16 protein-coding genes are annotated in these 17451 nt (G+C 71.6%); 7 read left to right on the top strand and 9 right to left on the bottom strand.

The features are described 5' to 3' along the window. Positions 1–68: 68 nt before the first annotated feature. From ABD299_RS03045 to ABD299_RS03030, 4 genes are all read right to left on the bottom strand, one after another. Positions 69–443 carry a hypothetical protein gene (locus ABD299_RS03045; RefSeq protein WP_344258612.1) on the bottom strand — a complete coding sequence of 125 codons (375 nt, stop codon included), beginning with the start codon at positions 441–443 and terminating at the stop codon, positions 69–71. 15 nt (positions 444–458) lie between these two features. Then, the gene (locus ABD299_RS03040) at positions 459–1775 is read right to left on the bottom strand and encodes an AAA family ATPase (RefSeq protein ID WP_344258610.1); all 1317 of its coding nucleotides are present in this window, start codon (positions 1773–1775) and stop codon (positions 459–461) included. An 83-nt stretch (positions 1776–1858) separates the two neighbouring features. Beyond that, positions 1859–3427 (bottom strand): PucR family transcriptional regulator, encoded by a 1569-nt coding sequence (locus ABD299_RS03035; protein WP_344258608.1) that lies wholly within the window; start codon positions 3425–3427, stop codon positions 1859–1861. A gap of 181 nt (positions 3428–3608) precedes the next feature. Next, the gene (locus ABD299_RS03030; RefSeq protein WP_344258607.1) at positions 3609–5993 is read right to left on the bottom strand and encodes an ATP-binding protein; all 2385 of its coding nucleotides are present in this window, start codon (positions 5991–5993) and stop codon (positions 3609–3611) included. A 231-nt stretch (positions 5994–6224) separates the two neighbouring features. On the opposite strand from ABD299_RS03030, the gene ABD299_RS03025 reads away from it, so the two are divergent. After that, on the top strand, positions 6225–7565 hold the full coding sequence (locus ABD299_RS03025) for an ABC transporter ATP-binding protein (protein ID WP_344258606.1): 1341 nt from the start codon (positions 6225–6227) through the stop codon (positions 7563–7565). 164 nt (positions 7566–7729) lie between these two features. Continuing rightward, positions 7730–9079, top strand: coding sequence for a 4-aminobutyrate--2-oxoglutarate transaminase (gabT, locus tag ABD299_RS03020; protein ID WP_344258656.1), 1350 nt, complete (start codon positions 7730–7732; stop codon positions 9077–9079). A 128-nt stretch (positions 9080–9207) separates the two neighbouring features. Here the strand turns inward: gabT and ABD299_RS03015 are convergent, their stop codons facing one another. From ABD299_RS03015 to ABD299_RS02995, 5 genes are all read right to left on the bottom strand, one after another. Then, entirely contained in the window at positions 9208–10311 is a 1104-nt protein-coding gene (locus ABD299_RS03015; protein WP_344258605.1) for a TniQ family protein, read from the bottom strand. Between the two features lie 112 nt (positions 10312–10423). Further along, complete coding sequence (locus tag ABD299_RS03010; RefSeq protein WP_093839572.1) at positions 10424–10672, bottom strand: type II toxin-antitoxin system RelE family toxin; 249 nt, start codon at positions 10670–10672, stop codon at positions 10424–10426. A gap of 4 nt (positions 10673–10676) precedes the next feature. Then, positions 10677–11048 carry a hypothetical protein gene (locus ABD299_RS03005; RefSeq protein ID WP_344258604.1) on the bottom strand — a complete coding sequence of 124 codons (372 nt, stop codon included), beginning with the start codon at positions 11046–11048 and terminating at the stop codon, positions 10677–10679. A 1086-nt stretch (positions 11049–12134) separates the two neighbouring features. Then, positions 12135–12353 carry a DUF397 domain-containing protein gene (locus ABD299_RS03000; protein ID WP_344258603.1) on the bottom strand — a complete coding sequence of 73 codons (219 nt, stop codon included), beginning with the start codon at positions 12351–12353 and terminating at the stop codon, positions 12135–12137. Then, entirely contained in the window at positions 12350–13198 is an 849-nt protein-coding gene (locus ABD299_RS02995; protein ID WP_425581238.1) for a helix-turn-helix domain-containing protein, read from the bottom strand. Before ABD299_RS02995 ends, ABD299_RS03000 begins: the two co-directional genes overlap by 4 nt. A gap of 220 nt (positions 13199–13418) precedes the next feature. On the opposite strand from ABD299_RS02995, the gene ABD299_RS02990 reads away from it, so the two are divergent. The 5 genes from ABD299_RS02990 to ABD299_RS02970 all read left to right on the top strand — a co-directional run bounded on the left by ABD299_RS02990 (position 13419) and on the right by ABD299_RS02970 (position 17441). Next, the gene (locus ABD299_RS02990; protein WP_344258601.1) at positions 13419–13889 is read left to right on the top strand and encodes an ATP-binding protein; all 471 of its coding nucleotides are present in this window, start codon (positions 13419–13421) and stop codon (positions 13887–13889) included. Beyond that, positions 13882–14241, top strand: a complete 360-nt coding sequence (locus ABD299_RS02985) for a hypothetical protein (RefSeq protein WP_344258598.1) — start codon at positions 13882–13884, stop codon at positions 14239–14241. Before ABD299_RS02990 ends, ABD299_RS02985 begins: the two co-directional genes overlap by 8 nt. Before the next feature lie 121 nt (positions 14242–14362). After that, positions 14363–15808, top strand: a complete 1446-nt coding sequence (locus ABD299_RS02980; RefSeq protein ID WP_344258596.1) for a protoporphyrinogen/coproporphyrinogen oxidase — start codon at positions 14363–14365, stop codon at positions 15806–15808. After that, positions 15805–16896: a hypothetical protein gene (locus tag ABD299_RS02975; RefSeq protein ID WP_093839565.1), complete on the top strand. Its 1092-nt coding sequence runs from the start codon at positions 15805–15807 to the stop codon at positions 16894–16896. Before ABD299_RS02980 ends, ABD299_RS02975 begins: the two co-directional genes overlap by 4 nt. Further along, positions 16893–17441 carry a P-loop NTPase family protein gene (locus tag ABD299_RS02970; RefSeq protein WP_344258592.1) on the top strand — a complete coding sequence of 183 codons (549 nt, stop codon included), beginning with the start codon at positions 16893–16895 and terminating at the stop codon, positions 17439–17441. Before ABD299_RS02975 ends, ABD299_RS02970 begins: the two co-directional genes overlap by 4 nt. Positions 17442–17451: the final 10 nt, after the last annotated feature.

Below are 17451 nucleotides of genomic sequence, written 5' to 3'. Positions count from 1 at the left end.
AAGTTCGTCAAGCGTCCATACCGTCGCCTCCACGCCGGACGTGCGCGCCAGGTACCGGTCACGTTCGATCAGGATATTGAGGTCCCCGCAGCCAGGCGATTGCACGCATGTTCCACGAGAGTGCTTCCTGTCGTGCCTCCCTGCAGCAAGGTGATGAGGTGGGCGTCGTTCCACTCCACCTCATTCAGTGCCCACGGAGCCGTACCCTCCACCACATGGCGCAGGACAGCGGCGAACTTCTCGGCGCACACTCGGCGCTGCCGCCCGTCCGCGATCTGAGCGACGTGATTACCGGTCTCGATCACCGCTGTCACCGGCAGCAGCAGATCACAGTCCCGCGCCGTTCTCTTGCGCCTCAGCTCATCGATCACTCTCTCGCGGTCCTGGCATTTACCGGGAATCTCCAGGAGATTGCAGAGAATCGAGGTGTCGACGAATTCCACCCTGCGCGCCATTCGTCAGCCGATCCCGAGCATCCGGTCGAACTCCGAGAAGTCCCGGTCCGAAGGCCGCGTCGCCTGAAGCCGCCCCTGGGTGATGACCTCACCGAGAGACCCGGCAGCCATGGCTGCCGGGTACCCGTCGAGATCCGTCAGCCTGGTCAGACGGCTCCGCCCCGAATCCCGGTCGCGCGAACACACCGTCACGCCCTCGTGATCTCTGCTGTCCAGGGCCGAGAGCAGCGCAGGACTGTGGGTGGTGAACAGCACCCGGGCACGGTTGTCGTCACTGGCCTGCCGGACCAGGCGCAGGACTTCCGACGCCTGGGAAGGATGCAGGCCGTTCTCCAGTTCCTCGATCACCAGCATGAGAGAGTGTTCCGCTCGCTGCCCTGCGCTGGAAAGCCCCAGGTCGAGCCCACTGCTTCCGGTCAGCAAGGACGCTGCGATGGCCAGGAACCGCAGCGTCCCGTCACTCATCTCTCTGGCCGGAGTCAGTCCGCGGTCCCCCTCGTCCAGAGCCAGCATGACATCGCCGAGTTCGGAACGGGTCACCACCAGCGTTTCGATCCGGTGGTCGGTCAGCGACCGCAACAGTTCGACGAGCCTGCGGAACAGCGCCTCATCACTCCGCTCGATGCGCCCGACAGCAGCCGAGAGATTCTCCGCCGTCCGCCGGATACGCACGTCCCGCGCCGGGACATACTGCCGCATGAGATGCGGCACAGGGTCCAGGTGGAAGACGCTGGACAGCGCGGAGAGCATCGATTCCGCCGCGGCGATCGCCTCCCGCTCCCCCTCGCTGTCCCCGGGAATGCGCAACGGAAGCTGCGAGGTCAGCAGACGCGAATTGCGGAACGGCCCGCTCGGGTTCCTTCCCGGCCTGCCGTTGTGCCACATTGCCTGGATGTCCCCGGCGTAAGGACTCGGCTCACCGCTGGAGAGGAGGCACTTGTCCCCCCGGGCCGTGGGCCCGTGCAGCCGCTCCTCGACGATCTGTACTTCCGGTTCCACCTGGACTGTGACGTCGAGCGTGACCAGGTCGCCTTGTTCCGTCCGAACACTGCATCCCAGCGTGAAGCGGTCGGTCCCGTGCGGCACACAGCCCGCCAGGCCTCCACGCACCGGGCCCGCGGCGCTGCGCCTGCTCTCCAGCGCTTCCGTGACATCCTCTCCCCGTGACAGTCGGGAGAGCACTTCCAGGCCGTCCAGAGCGTTGGACTTGCCGCTGCTGTTGCGGCCGATCAGGACGGTCAGGGGCGCGATCCGGAGAGTCTCCTCACGGAAGCTCTTGAACGCGGTCAGGCGTAGCTCTTCGATGGCCGGCGCAGTCACACCGGCCAAGCTACCGCAGGCAGGTCCGGGACCTGGCGCCGTTGCGTACACGTGCCACGCCCGGTCTGCGGGCGGCGGGCGGGTCAGGGGTTGGCGGGGGAGGTGGCCTTCAGGGCGAGCCACAGCTCCATGCGGACGTCCGGGTCGTCCAGCGAGCGGCCCAGGATCTCCTCCACCCGGCGCATCCGGTAGCGCAGGGTGTGCCGGTGGACGCCCAGATCGGCGGCGGCCGCGTCCCACTGGCCGTGGCGGGACAGCCAGGCGCGCAGCGAGGCCACCAGGTCGCCGCGGCCGTGCGCGTCGCGTTCGCGCAGCGCGCGCAGCAGACCGTCGGCGAAGGCCCGGACCGCGTCGTCGGCCAGCAGCGGCAGCACCGATCCGGCGGCCACGTCGTCGTGCTCCACCAGGCGGAGCCCTCGCCGGCGGGCCACCAGCAGCGCCTGGAGTGCCTGCTGGTAGGCGGTGTCCGCGGCCGGCGGGCCGGCCGGGGCGGACATGCCGATCACCGGACCGGCGGATCGTTCCTGCTGCGCCCCTCGCGCGTGCCGGTCGCAGGCGGCCACCGCCGCGCCGCCGTCGGCGGCCAGCAGCACCAGACGGCCGCCGTCGGCCGCGGCCAGCACCGTCTCGCCGGCGCGGTCAGCGGCGGACTCCACGGCCGCCGACAGGTCCGCCAGTGACTCCGGATCGTCCCCGGGCTCGGCGACCAGCACCCGCAGCGGCGCGTCCAGGAGTCCTCCGTAGAGATCGCCGGCCACCGCCCGGGCGTGGTCGGGCTCCCCGCTGATGAGCATCCGCAGCACCGCGCCCGCCAGCCGCTGCTCGGCGGCCCGGAACGCACGGGAGCGCTCGGTGGTGAGCGTGAGCACCGCGATCGCGGACTGGACCGCGTACCGCTCGGCGGTGCCCAGCGGAGCGGCGGTGCCGATGGCCAGGACGGCCCGCGGCACGCCGGTCCCGACGGACTGCAGCTCGACCCGGTCCTCGCCCCGCCCGCCATCCCCGTCCACGGCGCCGGCCGTGACCGCACTGGCCGGAGCCGGCCGGTCGCACAGCCGCCGCACCTCGCAGGTGAGCTCCCCGGCGCGGCGCGCGGCCCAGGCGGGGGCCGCGGCGGTGACCGCCCCGGACAGCTCGTACAGCGCGGTCCAGCCGTCCACCTGACCGGCGAGCCGCTCCAGCAGGGCCTGGTGGCCGCCGGGAGACAGCACGGCACGGGTCAGCTCCCGCTGGGCCGCGAACCCCGCCGTCACCGCCCGGTACTGCTCGGCGGCGATGGCGGCGGACACCGCCTTGCCGATGGCGATGAACGGGGTGCGCCGCGGCACCTCCAGCACGGGCAGCCCTTCGGCGCGGGCCGCGGCAAGCAGGGCCGGCGGCACATCGGGGTGGTGCATGCCCACGCCGAACCCGAGACCGACCACTCCCGCCTTGACCAGCCTGGTGACGTACTCCCGCATCTCCCCCGGGTCGTCGACGTCCAGCTTCACCGCGGTGGTCAGCAGCAGCTCGCCGCCGTCCAGGTACGGCACCGGGTCGGCGAGCTCACTGGCATGCGCCCAGCGGACCTCGGCGTCCAGCCGGTCCTCCCCGGTCAGCACGCTCAGCTTCAGGGAGCTGTGCCGCAGGAGTGAGGCGAGCGTCGGGTGCATGGACGTCCTTGCGGGCTGGACGGCGGCCACGGGCACGCAGCCCGTCGGGGCGGACGGTGGCCCGCCGGGCGCTGCGTTCCTCCACCGTACAGCGCCGCCGCGCAGAGGCCGTCCGCTTCCCCGGGACAGGGCGGCCTCCGGCGTGCCCCGGCGGGCCGCACTCCGTTCCGGCTCCGGGCCGCTACCCCAGCCGGACCAGGACCGGCGGGCCGGGCTCCCCGGAAACCGCCGTCAGGGACAGCACCGCGTGCCGCGGCGGGACCCGGTGGGCCAGTTCGGAGGCGGACCACCGTTCCCGCTCCACGCGGCGCACGGTCACCGTCTCCGTGGTGGCCTCACGCCCGGTGAACAGCTTGCGCACCGACCGCACCGCCCGCTTGAGCACACCGCCCGCCCGGTCCGGGGTGCGGGTGACATCGGCGTCCTCGCGCCACTCGGTTCCCCAGGCCTCGGCGAAGTGCCGGCCGTCCCAGGTGGTGATGCCGGACAGCGCCATCTTGCAGCCGACCGCGCCCAGCAGGCCCGCCCGCAGGCCGGCGGGCACATCGTCCAGGGTGCGCAGGCACAGCAGGGCGCCGGCGTTGGCGGGCCGCAGATGGGTCAGCCCCCTGACGGTGCCCGGGGTGATCGCGGCGGTGGCGTCGTCCAGGACCAGGCAGGCGAACAGCGACCGGTCCGGGCGCCCGGCCACGACCGCGGTGAACTGGGCCAGCAGCAGGCGGGTGATGATCCGGGCCGCGTCGGCGTGCCCGGCGGGCGGCAGGTCCACGCGCACCCGCAGCGGGTGGGTCAGGGCGCTGAGCGCGAACGGCCGGGTGCGCCGGGAGGCGCCCTCGGGCCCCGCGGCGAACCCGGCCCGGTCCAGCAGGGCGAGCCGGTCGGCCAGCCGCGGGGCGAGATCGTCCGGCCGCTCGGCCTGGCGCGCCCGCGAGTCCAGTTCGCGCTGGAGATCCCAGGCCCCGGCGTGGCCCAGGTCCTCGCGGAGGGTGGCGAGCAGCGCCGGTGCCCCGTCCAGCAGGGCCCGCAGCTCCCGGACACCCGGGAAGTGACCGTAGGCGGCGTGGTAGGGGCCGATGAGCTGGGCCAGGACGGCGGCGGCCTCCCGCACGTCGGTGCGGTCGTCGTCCCCCGCGAGGGCCTCGGCAAGCAGCGCGGCGGCCTCGTCGGTGGCCGGCGCGCCGCCGTACAGGTCCAGCCGGTGCCCCGAGGCCGGGTCGCCCACCCGGACGATGACGTCGAACGCGTCGTCGGGGCCCAGCGCGCTGCTGGCCGCGCCGACGGCCACCACCGCTGCCTGGCCGGCCAGCGCCTGCAGGCACAGCGACTCGACGACGGGCCGCACCACGCGTCCGGTCTTCCCCGACCCGGGCGGGCCGACCGCCAGCAGCGAGGTGCCCAGCACGGCCGGGTCGAGCGCCACGTCCTCGCCGCGGTGCTCGTGGGGGTTGCGCTCCTCGTCCGGGGCGCGCCCGATGCGCACCTGCCGGGTCATCAGGTCGTGCTGTGCGGTCCGCACCGCGAGATCACGGGCGCCGGAGGGATGGACGAGAGCGGCCGCGCCCTCGGTCTCGGCGGTCTCGGCGAACTCCGCCAGCGCGGTGGGCCGCGCCCTGACCGCCTGCCAGGCGTGGTCGATGCGGACGTAGTCGAGGTCGTTCATGGCGCCCGAGCGCAGTTCCTCCGCCAGCCGGTCGGCGGCGCGGTGCGCTCCGGCGGCGCGCACCTGGGGCCACTCGGCCAGATCCGCGTTCTCCCCCCGCCGGCCGCGGCCCGCCGCACCGGCCGGCCGCAGCACGCTGCGGTAGTGCCGCCAGGCCGCCCGCCAGTTGCCCAGCAGGCCGAAGACGGCCAGCAGCACGGCGGTCCACAGCAGGTAGTAGAGGTTGTAGGTCACCGTGTAGGCGGTGGTGTCCCCCGCCTCCCACCAGGAGCCGGGGACGACGGCCCACAGCGGCTCCAGCCAGAACAGCCACACACCGCCGAAGCTGAGCCCCCAGGCCAGGGCCCCGGCGACCAGGGCCGCCAGCCCCCGGCGGGTGGCGGCCGGAGGAAGCGGTTCGATGCCGCCGCGCGCTCCCAGGACACGCAGCACCGCCGGGCGCAGCCGGCGCCAGACCTCGGGCCACCGGCCGATCCGCCCGAAGATCCAGGCCAGCAGGCAGCCGAACGCCACGTAGTAGGCGTAGGTGACGGTGACGTGGAAGCGGGTGCCGCTCCAGGCGTCCACGGTGATCCACTCCAGCGGCCACAGCCACACCCGGATGTAGCCGTTCCAGCACAGCGACCACGCCAGCAGGCCGGTCAGCAGGGCCAGCACCGCACCCCCGTACAGCTCGCGGTCGCCGAGCCGGTCGGGGTCCTGGGGAGGCCGGGGCACGTGACCGTAGCGCCAGATGCCGGGGCGGGCCTCCGGCCTGGGGGTGTGCAGCCAGCCCCGCAGCGGGGGCGGAGGCGGGGGCGGGGCTGCCGCCGGCTGCCGGGGGGAGGGGGGAACGCCCTGCTCCGGGGCGGCAGGCAGGGCGCCGCCTTCCGTGCCGTGCGGGTCCTGAGCGCGGTTGCTGCTCATCGCTGTGGTGTGCCCCCTGTCCGGCCCGTCGGCCGCCTGTGCGCCGGTCTCTCAATGTAGTGGAGGAGCCGCCGTCGGCCACCGGAACCAACGGCCGCCGGTCCGTGCCGCATTGCGGTCCGGCAATCCGTGCATACCCGTTCCCCCCGGACACGGGGGTGCGCTACGTTCCTCCCCTGGATCAGCGGAGCCGGCGACCTCGCGGGTTGCCGTGACCCCGGGGGGCACCACATGACACGCGCCATCTCTCTTCAGGAAGTGACCAAGGTCTACTCGCGGGACGTGACCGCTGTGGACCGCCTGTCACTGGACATCGCACCGGGTGAGTTCCTGGTGCTGCTGGGCCCCTCGGGCTGCGGCAAATCGACGGTGCTGCGCCTGATCGCCGGCCTGGAGGAGCCCACCTCGGGAACCCTGCTGCTGGACGGCGAGTGGGCCAACACCCTGGCACCCGGGGACCGGAAGCTGGCGATGGTCTTCCAGCACTACGCCCTCTACCCCAACATGACCACCCGCCAGAACATCGGCTTTCCGCTGCGGATCGAGGCACCGCACGACAATCCCCGGCCGCGGGTGGAGGAGGCGGCCCGGACGCTGGGCATCCAGGACCTGCTGGACCGCTATCCCGCCCAGCTGTCGGGCGGCGAGCGGCAGCGGGTGGCGATGGGACGCGCGATCGTGCGCCGGCCGTCCACCTTCCTGATGGACGAACCGCTGTCCAATCTCGACGCGAAGCTGCGCACCCGGCTGCGGGCCGAGATCGCGACGCTGACCCGGCACATGGGCGTCACCACGGTGTATGTCACGCACGACCAGTCGGAGGCCATGTCGCTCGGGGACCGGGTGGCGATCATGCGTGACGGGGTGCTGCAGCAGACGGGCACCGGGCGCGAGGTGTACCAGCTGCCGGACAACGTCTTCGTGGCCGCGTTCGTCGGAACACCGCGGATCAACCTGCTGCGGGCGACCGTCAGGGCACCGCTGGGCGGCCGGATGAGCATCGACTTCGGCCCGCAGCGGATCGAGCTGCCGCACCCGCTGTCCCCGGAGCACCAGATGCTGCGGATCCAGATGGGCCGGGAGGTCACCGTCGGGCTGCGGTCCGAGGCCCTGCGGATCGCGCCGCCGCAGCACATGCGGCCGTCCGAGGTCCTGATGAACGGGGTGGTCCAGCACGTGGAGTACCAGGGCCACGAGTCGCTGGTCCACGTGGCCACCGGAGCCCGGGCCGCCGAGGTGGAAGGGCTGGAGGCGCCCCGCCCCGAGCCGCGCCGGCCACGTGCCTCCCGCCGCGAGGCCGCCCGTTCCGGACGGCTGGGACGGCTGCTCGGCTGGGCGACGGAGCGCGAGGGCTCGTCGTCGGTCGCCACCTTGGAGCGGCCCGAGGAGGAGACCGGCCGGCCTCCGGGCACCCTGCCCGAGGGCATGGTGGTGCGGGCCTCGGCGGAGATGCAGCCCCGGGTCGGGGAGCACGTGCCGATCCTGCTGGATCTCAAGCAGCTGTACGTCTTCGACGACGCGGGCCGGCGGATCTGCCCGGCCCCGCGGCGGCTGCCCGACCTGGAGCACTGAGCACAGGTGCGGCCCCTCCCGGCACCGTCCGGTGGCCGGGATGTACAGGACGACACGGCGACTGCTCCGTGGCGGTGCATGCCGGGGCGTGCTCCGGGACTCTAGCCTGCCAGGCAGAGCCAGGAAGCATCCCCTTCGTGCCGAGGAGCACCGCCATGACCATGATGACCGATCTGCCCGGAGGGCCGTCCCTCCCCCAGGAGCGCCGTCTCGTCACCGCCATCCCCGGGCCGAAGTCCCAGGAGCTGATGGCCCGCAAGCGGGCGGCGGTGGCCGAGGGCGTGGGGACGGTCATGCCCGTCTTCGCCCGCCGGGCCGGCGGCGGCATCGTCGAGGACGTCGACGGCAACGCCCTGATCGACTTCGGCTCCGGCATCGCGGTGACGTCCGTGGGCAACAGCGCCGAGGCCGTGGTGCGCCGCGCCTCGGCGCAGCTGGCGCAGTTCACCCACACCTGCGCGATGGTGACGCCGTACGAGGGCTACGTGGAGGTCTGCGAGGAGCTGGCCCGCCTCACCCCGGGCGACCACCCGAAGAAGTCGGCGCTGTTCAACTCCGGCGCCGAGGCGGTGGAGAACGCGGTGAAGATCGCCCGCTACGCCACCAAGCGGCAGGCGGTGGTGGTCTTCGACCACGGCTACCACGGCCGCACCAACCTCACGATGGCCCTGACCTCCAAGAGCATGCCGTACAAGCACGGCTTCGGGCCCTTCGCCCCGGAGATCTACCGCATGCCGGTGGCCTACCCGTTCCGCTGGCTGACCGGCCCGGAGAACTGCGCGGAGGAGGCCGCCGCGCAGGTGATCGACCAGATCGGCAAGCAGGTGGGGGCACAGAACACCGCGGCGATCCTGATCGAGCCGCTGCTGGGCGAGGGCGGGTTCATCGAGCCGGCCCGCGGCTTCCTGCCCCGGATCGCGCAGTTCGCGAAGGACAACGGCATCGTGTTCATCGCGGACGAGATCCAGTCGGGCTTCTGCCGCACCGGCCAGTGGTTCGCCTGTGAGGACGAGGGCATCGTCCCCGATCTGATCACCACCGCGAAGGGCATCGCCGGCGGACTGCCGCTGGCCGCGGTCACCGGCCGGGCCGAGCTGATGGACGCGGCGCACATGGGCGGCCTCGGCGGCACCTACGGCGGAAACCCGGTCGCCTGCGCGGGGGCCCTGGGGGCCATCGAGACCATGCGGGAGATGGACCTGGCGGCCCGGGCCCGGCGCATCGAGGAGATCATGAAGCCCCGGCTGCGGGCGATGGCGGAGCGGTTCCCGGTGATCGGTGAGGTCCGGGGGCGCGGCGCGATGCTCGCCATCGAACTCGTCGAACCGGGCACGAAGGAGCCGGCGCCGCAGGCCACCGCCGCCCTGGCCAAGGCCTGCCACGGGCAGGGCCTGCTCGTCCTGACCACCGGCACCTACGGCAACGTCATGCGCTTCCTGCCGCCCCTGGTGATCGGCGAGGACCTGCTGGGCGAGGGCCTGGACATCCTGGAGGACGCCCTGTCCACGCTGTGACCCGCTGTAGGGCGACGCTGAAGATTTCAGTAGCGCAAAATTCTTTTCAGTGAGTTCTTCAGTAGCGCACCTGAGATTTCAGTGCCAGCCGTGGTGAGGCCATGGCTGCCCAGCTTGGTCACGGTAGGTTACTGAACGCGGAACCCCAGCGGTGGTGCCACCGCTGGGGTTCGCTCTGCGAGGAGTCCCTGCGCGTGCAAGGGCTCAGTCACCCAGGGCGGGACGTCCCGTACGCTGCGCGGAAACTCCATGGGTACGTCCCCCATATAGCCGAAGTACTGCACTCCCCTCTCCTGCTCCCTGAGCCAGCGGGCATGAGCGAGGTCCGCGAAGGCGTTCGCCCGGGAGGCCCGGTCGGGGGAGGCGATGAGCTGGTCCGCGAGGTAGAGAGCGCTGGCAGACACCAGCGGGTCGACATCACTGCGGTAGGCCGACGACCGGCGGTTCCGTGACCCGTTGTTAGCGGTCCGGAGTGCGGGATCAGCTTCGTGGAACATCTCCGGGGACTGGAACCGGTCGATGAGGTGCATCGTGAGCGGGTGATAGAACAGCAGCCGGATCGATCGCGCGGCGGGGCGCAGGCCGTCGCCGAGGCTGTGGTGGATGCTCTGCTGGATCTCCAGCAGGCGTGGATCGGTGACGGGTGTGGCGGTGGTCTCGGTGAGCGGGTGCCCACAGCGGTGCTTCCAGCTACTGGAGCGGCGCTGCGAGGGGATGCGAGGGCATCGCAGGCGGGCTTGCGGCTGTCCGCGATGACCTTGAGTGTCGCCGCAGGAGGGGCAGTGCCCGCACAGGAAGACCTGGTGCTCAACGCAGGCGAAGGACCAGGCGAGGCGCCAGCGCAGCAGCCATCGGCCGCCGTTGGCCTTCAGGCAGTGTGGGCACCACCGTGAGCATTGAGGGATGATCAGGATGTTGTTGAGGTGACGCCTGGCCTCTGCTTCCCATGCGTCGTCGTGGCTGTAGGGAAGCGCTGGGATGGGCTGGTCGGTGTAGCGGTCGAGCTGCATGCCGGCGAGGTCCTCAGTCGGTACACCAGTGGCTGCGGCGATGCGCTCGCGGTCGTCGTCGCTCAGCCCATCGGGCATGCCGTGAGGGAAGTGGGCCGGTCCGTGTGGCAGGCCCCAGTAGTCGCGCAGCAGAGTCTTCCGGGGGATCTCGGTGTGCAAGGCGATGGCGTCCACCCAGCTGGCGAGGGACTCGCCGGGGAAGGGCACGGGGACACTGGGCATCCGGCGTGGCCGCTTCCGGCCAGTGGTGAGGATGCGGAGGTTGCTCCGCCGGGTATTCACTGGCGCTGGGTGAGGACGCCCCGGCGGCATGCGGGTGGTGCGGAAGTGCGGGTCATCGCACGCGGCCGACGAGGTCGATGGCGATCACGACGGGCTTGTTCTGTCGGATGGTGTACCAGACGCGGTAGCGGCCGACGTGGATGCGGTACTTGCCTCCGCCGCAGTCCAGTGCACCGGAGGGGCGGGGGTCGCGCGGCAGGAGGTTGACGCTGTCCAGGACCTGGTCGACCCCGGCCGGGTCGTCCTTGGTGTACCGGGTCAGGGCGTTCTTCGCGGCCCGCTCCCATATGACCTGGCTCATGAGGTCATCCGCCCTTCAGTTTGCCCCGCAGTTCCTCGGTGGTCACCGGGGCGGCGGTGCCGCGCTGCCGGTCCAGTTCTCCTTGGAGCAGTCCGAGGGCGTCTTCCAGGACTTCGAGGACGGCCGGGGAAACGATGACTGCGACGGTCTCGCCGGTGGCGTCAGTGAGCGACAGTGCCTTGGCCTCGTGAGCGAAGGCCAGTGCCTTCTCAGCGTCAAGGGCCGGCGGGTCGCCGTCCTTCTCGCGCTGGGCGAGGTCGTCCCGGGTCTGGGCAACGTAGCGCGCGATCGCGTCCAGCTGCCGCGCCGCGTCCGCGAGGGAGAGGGTGTCCACCGGCCCCTGGCGAACATGACCGTCGAACTGTGCGGGGTCCATGCGCGCAACCGTCGCACAGCACGCAGGCGACCGGCAAGGGCGCCTGGCCTGCCCGAAGCAGGCTGCCGCGGCGGAGCGGGCATCGGGCTTGGTTTTTGGGGCGGTGGTGGCAGGTGAACCCGACACTCTTCCTGTCAATGCCGGTACCGGCGACCCGGTCGACGGCGGTCGGCGGGCTCTTTGGACCCGGCCCTCGCCCTATGACCCCAAGGGAGGAAGAGACTCAGGGCTTCCAGCACCTGTCCCAGGCTCTGGAGGACATGAGGTAGGTCTTGAGGGCGGGCTTTCGCCACCACCGTGCAGGAGAGCGTGGCGACGACTGCGAGCAGAACCACGATCACTGCGAGGACGGCAAGGACGACGTAGGAGGGCACGCCGATCGGCGATGACGCAAGCTCAGTCACTTTGGGCCTCCGGAGACATTGAGAAAGCCCCGGCCGGAGCCGGGGCTGGAATACCGGGATGAGGGGAGCGCAAGGGGCTCCTCACCGGCACGGGAAGAAGCCCTAGAAGGTGCTGCGATAAGCGGAGGGATTTGGTGGAGCTATCTACCTCAACGCGTGGAACGTGGTACGCCGCAGGAGGGACCTTGTGGATCGTCACCCACCGCATGGCGCCTGTATGCGGTTGTGGCGGTGATGCTGCCACGGCTTGTGCCGCGAGTGCAACTCAGCTGGCGCCAGCGGGGCTTGCTCGCCCCTTGGACTGATCGCCGGGGTCGTTGGGGGGGGGCGGCGGTTCTGCCGGGGAGTTGGCGGGGAGGGGCAGTCGCGGGCCGCGATGTCACCCGGGACTCTCGGCCGGTCGTGAGCCGACAGGGGGAGCGAGCTAAGCGTTGTCCCGTAACTCCGGGCATAGGCCAGTAGGACACGGAAGGTAGATCGGCTTGTCCGGTTGCGCCCGGACTTGTGGCCTCAATGGGATCCCGGCCAAGCGGGTCGAACCGGACACCGGCAAGCGGTCTCCAGAGTTACGGGACAACTCTTAAGAACAGGTGTCCGTGGGGTAGGGGTAGGGGGTGCGGCGGCTGTTTTCCCCTGTCATGGGCGGGGGAAGCCAGCCGCCGTCCTCCAGTCGGTCTTCTAGTCAGAGGAGCCCGGTTGTCAGGGCCTGCTGGAAGTCGGTCCACCGCTCGGCGGTGAACCGCAGCGGGGTGCGGCTGGTGTCTTTGGAGTCGCGGACGGCGATGCCGCTGGGGAGGTCGGTGACCTCCACGCAGTTGTGTTCGGGTCCGCTGGCACTCGCCTTGCGCCAGTGGGCTGCGGTGAGGTCGTGGGCGTGCAGCTGCGCCCGTGCGTCGTTCACGTGCGGTGTCCTTCTTCCAGTATCGAGAGGCGGGCAAGGGAGTCCTCCACCGGCAGGGCGGCGGCGCGGATGCGCTCTACCGCCTGGGCGAAGGGTGACGTGCCGTCGCCTTCAACGTAAGTGGCTCCGCTGAGGTTCTCCAGCAGCACGATGTCGGGGGCTGGCCCGGGGAAGCTGACCAGGCTGAAGCCGCCGAGGATTCCGGGGTGGGCGGTGGAGTCCAGCGGCATGATCTGGAGGGTGACGTTCGGCAGCTGCGCGGCCTCGGCCAGGCGGCGGAGCTGTTCGCGCATGGTCTCGGGCCGGACAGCGAACCGCTGGTGGAGGGCGGCTTCGTGGATGATCGCCCAGAATTCCAGCGGCTTGTCGGGCCGGGAGAGTACGGCCTGGCGGGCCCGGCGGACTTCGGCCAGAGCGGTGATCTCCTGCGGGGTGCGCGAGAGGGTGGTGCCGGCCATGGTTTCCATGGCGTAGTTCGCGGTCTGGAGGAGGCCGGGGATGACCAGCGGGGTCCACTCACAGATCCGTTCGGCGTCGTCCTCCAGTGAGATGTAGTCCGCGTAGGAGGGGGACACGACGCCGCTGTAGGTCTGCCACCAGCCCTTCTTGTCGGCGTCGCGGGCCAGGTTCTCCAGTGCGGTGAACACCTCGGCGTCCGTGATCTTGTACGCCTTGAGCAGGGTGGTGACCTGGGCGGGCTGGATCTTCTGGCGGGCGTTCTCGATCTTCGACAGCTTCGGAGGCTGCCAGCCCATGGCTTCGGCTGCTTCCTCCAGTGTCAGCCCGGCGTCGTTGCGGAGCTTTCTGAGCGTGGTGCCCAGCCGTCGGCGGCGGATCGTCGGCACCAAGGGTTGGTGTGGCATATGCGCAGTCTTGCACTACCCAAGGCAGCAATACGAGCCCGATCCTGAAGTTCCGTCACCCGTACGGGTAGAAACCTTGCGGCCTCGATGAGAAATGCGGCACTCTCGGAGGGAAAGCAGCCACGCAGGGCCAATGTGTCCGTACCGGTGGCTACTTGACCCACTGCTGTGCGGCCGGTGTTGCCGCAGGTTGGAGGCGGTCTTGTTCGTCTTGTCCCCACAGCAGGCCGCCCCGGTGAGCGACGGTTACTTAAGGCCGCTGCCGGGGGGCTTCTCCCTCTACATCAACGCCAGTGCCGAACGGCTGCGGATGGTGCGGGCGCTGGCGGCGCGGACGCTTCGCGAGGCGGGGGCGGATGCGGAGACGCGGGAGAACGTCCTGCTGGTCGCTTCCGAGCTGATCGGGAACTGTGTGCGGGTGTGCGGCGACGGGGTTCCGGTGGTCATCGACATCGAGGCCGGTCTCGCCGGAGTGTGGGTGAGGGTCCACGACCCCGAGGCCGACCGGTTGCCGCGGCCCGCCCATGTCGCTCTGGATGATCCAGAGGCGGAGTCCGGGCGGGGCCTTGGCCTGGTGGACCTCCTGGCGCCTGGTTGGCGGGTGGTGGCTACCCCGCTGGGGAAGCAGATCGTGTGCCACCTGCCCTACGCACGAGGAGGCCGGTGTGTCTGACTCCTCCGCCAGCGCGATGCCGTTCCGGGTGGAGTACCGCGAGGAAAGCGGCGAGGTCGTGGTGTGGATGACCTTTGGTGCCGGGCCGAAGCAAACCATGCGGCGCAAGGTCTTCACTTCCCTGGAAGCACTGGTCATCGCCGTCACCGAGCATCGGTGGGAGGCGTATCTGCAAAGCAGCCTGGCCCGCGAGCTCACCCGGGTCGCCGTCGATCACCTCGGCGCGGACCCGCAGCGCCTTCAGCAGGCGGTGCTGGCCCTTTCCGACCCGGCCAGCACTGTGCCGCTCGGCGAGCTGCTGTACGGGGCCGGGCGCCGCCCGTCCCCGCCGGACGACACCGCTTCGTCCTGAACAAGCGCTCCCCCGGGGCCGGTGAGGGGCGAGGTACTCAGTCGAGGGCCCTGCTCCTTCCCGGTCGCCGGGGGCGCGCACACCACAGTCGTTACCGTCCGTTGTCAAGGGAGCACGCTTCATGCCCCTCATTCGTTCCACGCCCGCGTCTACCTCTGCCGCGTCCGGCCCCGGCTCCGTCGTGATCCTCGGCGGAGGACCCTGCGGCCTGGCCTGCGCTGACGAGCTGACCCGCCTCGGCCACCACGACTGGGTCCTGCTGGAAGCCGCCGCCGCATGCGGCGGCTTGGCATCCTCGGTCACCGACCCGGCCGGTTTCACCTGGGACCTGGGCGGGCACGTGGTGTTCTCCCACTTCGGGGAGTTCGACCGGCTGCTGGCCGAGCTGTTCACGCCGGGCGAGCTGCTGCACCATGACCGCTCGTCGTTCATCCGCTTCCGCGACCGGTGGGTGCCCTACCCCTTCCAGCAGCACCTGCACCACCTGCCCGAGCCGGACGCCCACGCCTGTCTGCGCGACCTGCTGGACGCCACCCGCCGCCCGCCCTCGCTGCCGGCCGGCGCCGACTTCGCCAGCTGGCTGGGTGCCACCTACGGCGCTGCCCTGGTGGACCGCTTCTTCGCCCCCTACAACACGAAGGTGTGGGCCACGCCGCTTCAGGACATGGCCAGCGGCTGGGTAGCCGAGCGGGTCGCCCCGATCGACCCCGATGAGGTCCTGGCCGCGTTCTCCGGCACCACCCGGCCGGACGGCCGGTGGGGACCGAACGCCACCTTCGCCTTCCCCGCCCGTGGCGGCACCGGCGCGATCTGGCAGCGCCTGGCCTCCCGTCTCGGCGGCCGGGTCCGTACCGGTGCCCGTGTGCAGGCCATCGACGAGGCCGCCCGGAGGGTGGTCCTTGGCGACGGGCGGCGCATCGGCTACCGGCACCTGGTGGCCACCACTCCGCTGGACCAGCTGACCGCGATGACCACCGGGGCACCGACCCGTGTGCGGGCAGCGGCCCGGAGGCTTCGCCACACGACCGTGGCCGTGGTCGGCCTGGGCTTCGCCTCCCCCACCACTGACGAGCGCTCCTGGCTGTACTTCCCACAACCGGACGTGCCTTTCTACCGGGCGACGAACTTCTCCAAGTACGCCCCGGCCAACGTCCCCGGTGCCGCCACCGACCGGTTCAGCGGGTGGATGACCGAAACGGCTCTCCGGCCGGGCACGCAGATCGACGTGGCCGAGCTGATCCGCTGCTGCGAGCGGGGGCTGCGCGGCTGCGGCCTCGTCCCCGACGGCGCGGAGGCCGTCAGCGCGCATGTGGAGATGATCCCCTACGCCTACCCGGTGCCCACCGTCGAGCGTGACACGGTGCTGGCCCAGGTAGTGCCGTGGCTGGAGGAGCGGGGCATCTTCCCCCGGGGCCGGTTCGGGAGTTGGCGGTACGAGATCGGGAACATGGACCACGCGGTGAAGATGGGTATCGACATCGCCCGCCGCCTGGTCACCGGCGCCCCCGAGGAACTCACCGCCCTGCCGGCCGTATCCGCCCCGGCGGCGAAGGCGGCGGGCCTGTGAGCGCGGCCAGCGCCTGCGGGGTGGTGCCGTTCGCCGGGCACGGGTTCACCGTGAAGGCCGACCCCGGCTTCCGGGTCCACCAGATGGTCCACCTGCTCAACTTCTCCCCCGAGTTGGCCCCGGCCCCCACCTGCCCCTGTGGACGCCCCACCACGATCCGGGTCCACCACAGCCAGGAGCTGTTCCGCGACCGCATGATGCGCCTGGCCCCTCTGCCCGCCCGGCCCCTCACCCCGTTCCGCGGGGAGAGGTATGTGCAGCAGGCGGTAGGCGAGGTGACCTGGTGGCGGCCCGCCCCCGGCTCGGGCCTGCCCGCCGACCACATGTTCGCCCGCGAGGCGCGCGGTCGGCTGCACATCGTGCTGGATGCCGGAGCCGACCGCGGTGAGCGCTACCTGCTGCGGATGATCCGCGAAGTCGCGATGCGCTGCGCGGAGAGCCGCGGCTGGGCCCTGTTTCACGCCTCGGCCGCGGCCGTAGGCGGTCACGGCGTGCTGGTCGCCGGACCTTCCGGCGCGGGCAAGACCACCGTGCTCACCGCGCTGGCCGCCCGCTGCCGGGCCGACCTGATCGCCTCCGACCGGGCCGCCGTGACTGGCGGCGCCGCCTCGGTCGTCGGCATCCCGCTCTCGGTCCGCATCGCCGGCGGCACCCTGGCCGCGCTCGGCCCCGGCTACGGCCTGCCGCCGCACCGGAGACCGCCGGGAGTGTTCGGCAGCCCGCGCAAGGTCTCCTGCACCCCGCAGGACTTCGCCCACGCCTTCGGCGCCCGGGTACGGGAGGAGGCCCCGTTGCGGCTGATCGTCCTGCCCCGCCTCACCAACGACGATCACGAGATCAGGATCAGCTTTCCCGCCGCCGAGGCCACAGCCGCGCTGGCTTCGGTCTGCTGCACCCCCGATGACGAGGACTGGCTGACCCCCTGGTTCGCCAGGCGCACCCGCCCGGTGGGGGAACTGCGCCACCGGGCCGGCGCTCTCATCGACCGGCTGGTCACGCGCGCCCCGGTGATGGCGCTGACCGCTGGAGTGCACACCCCACACCTACTGGAACGCGTCGCCGACGCCATCGCGAGGAGGCTGCCATGACGCCCCGGCGGATCGCCCTCGTGGGACCGGTCGCGGCAGGCAAGTCCACCCTCGCCGCGGCGATCGCCGCCCACACCGGTCTGCCCCATCTCGACCTCGACGCCCTCTTCTGGACACCGAACTGGACCCCGGCCCCGGCCGCGGCCTTCCGCACGCGAGTCCGGCAGGCCCTCGCCCAGGAGGAGTGGATCGCGGACGGCAACTACGGCGGCGACATCGCCGAGATACTGCTTCACCGCGCCGAGCTGACGATCTGGCTCGACCTGCCCTTACGCATCTGCCTGCCCCGCCTGGTGCGCCGCTCCCTGCGGCGGGCCGCAACCGGTGAGGAACTCTTCGGCGGGAACCGGGAAACCTACGGCCACCTCCTGGCCCGCGACTCGATCCTGTGGTGGGGCCCAGCCCACCACCGCCGCCACCGCGCCCGCTGGGCCACCCGCCTGATCCCCAGCGCGGGCGGAACCCCGGTGGTGCGCCTGAACCGGCCCGCGGCCATCGCCCCGCGCCTGCGGGCACTTGATCTCCTCCCCGCAGAAGGGCGGTGACGGATATGCG

Origin of the sequence: Streptomyces sodiiphilus (assembly GCF_039529215.1) — a bacterium.
In the GTDB taxonomy this organism is placed as follows: Bacteria; Actinomycetota; Actinomycetes; order Streptomycetales; family Streptomycetaceae; genus Streptomyces; species Streptomyces sodiiphilus.
The sequence above is the reverse complement of the archived record's forward strand: the minus strand, read 5'-3'. Positions and strand labels throughout refer to the sequence as shown.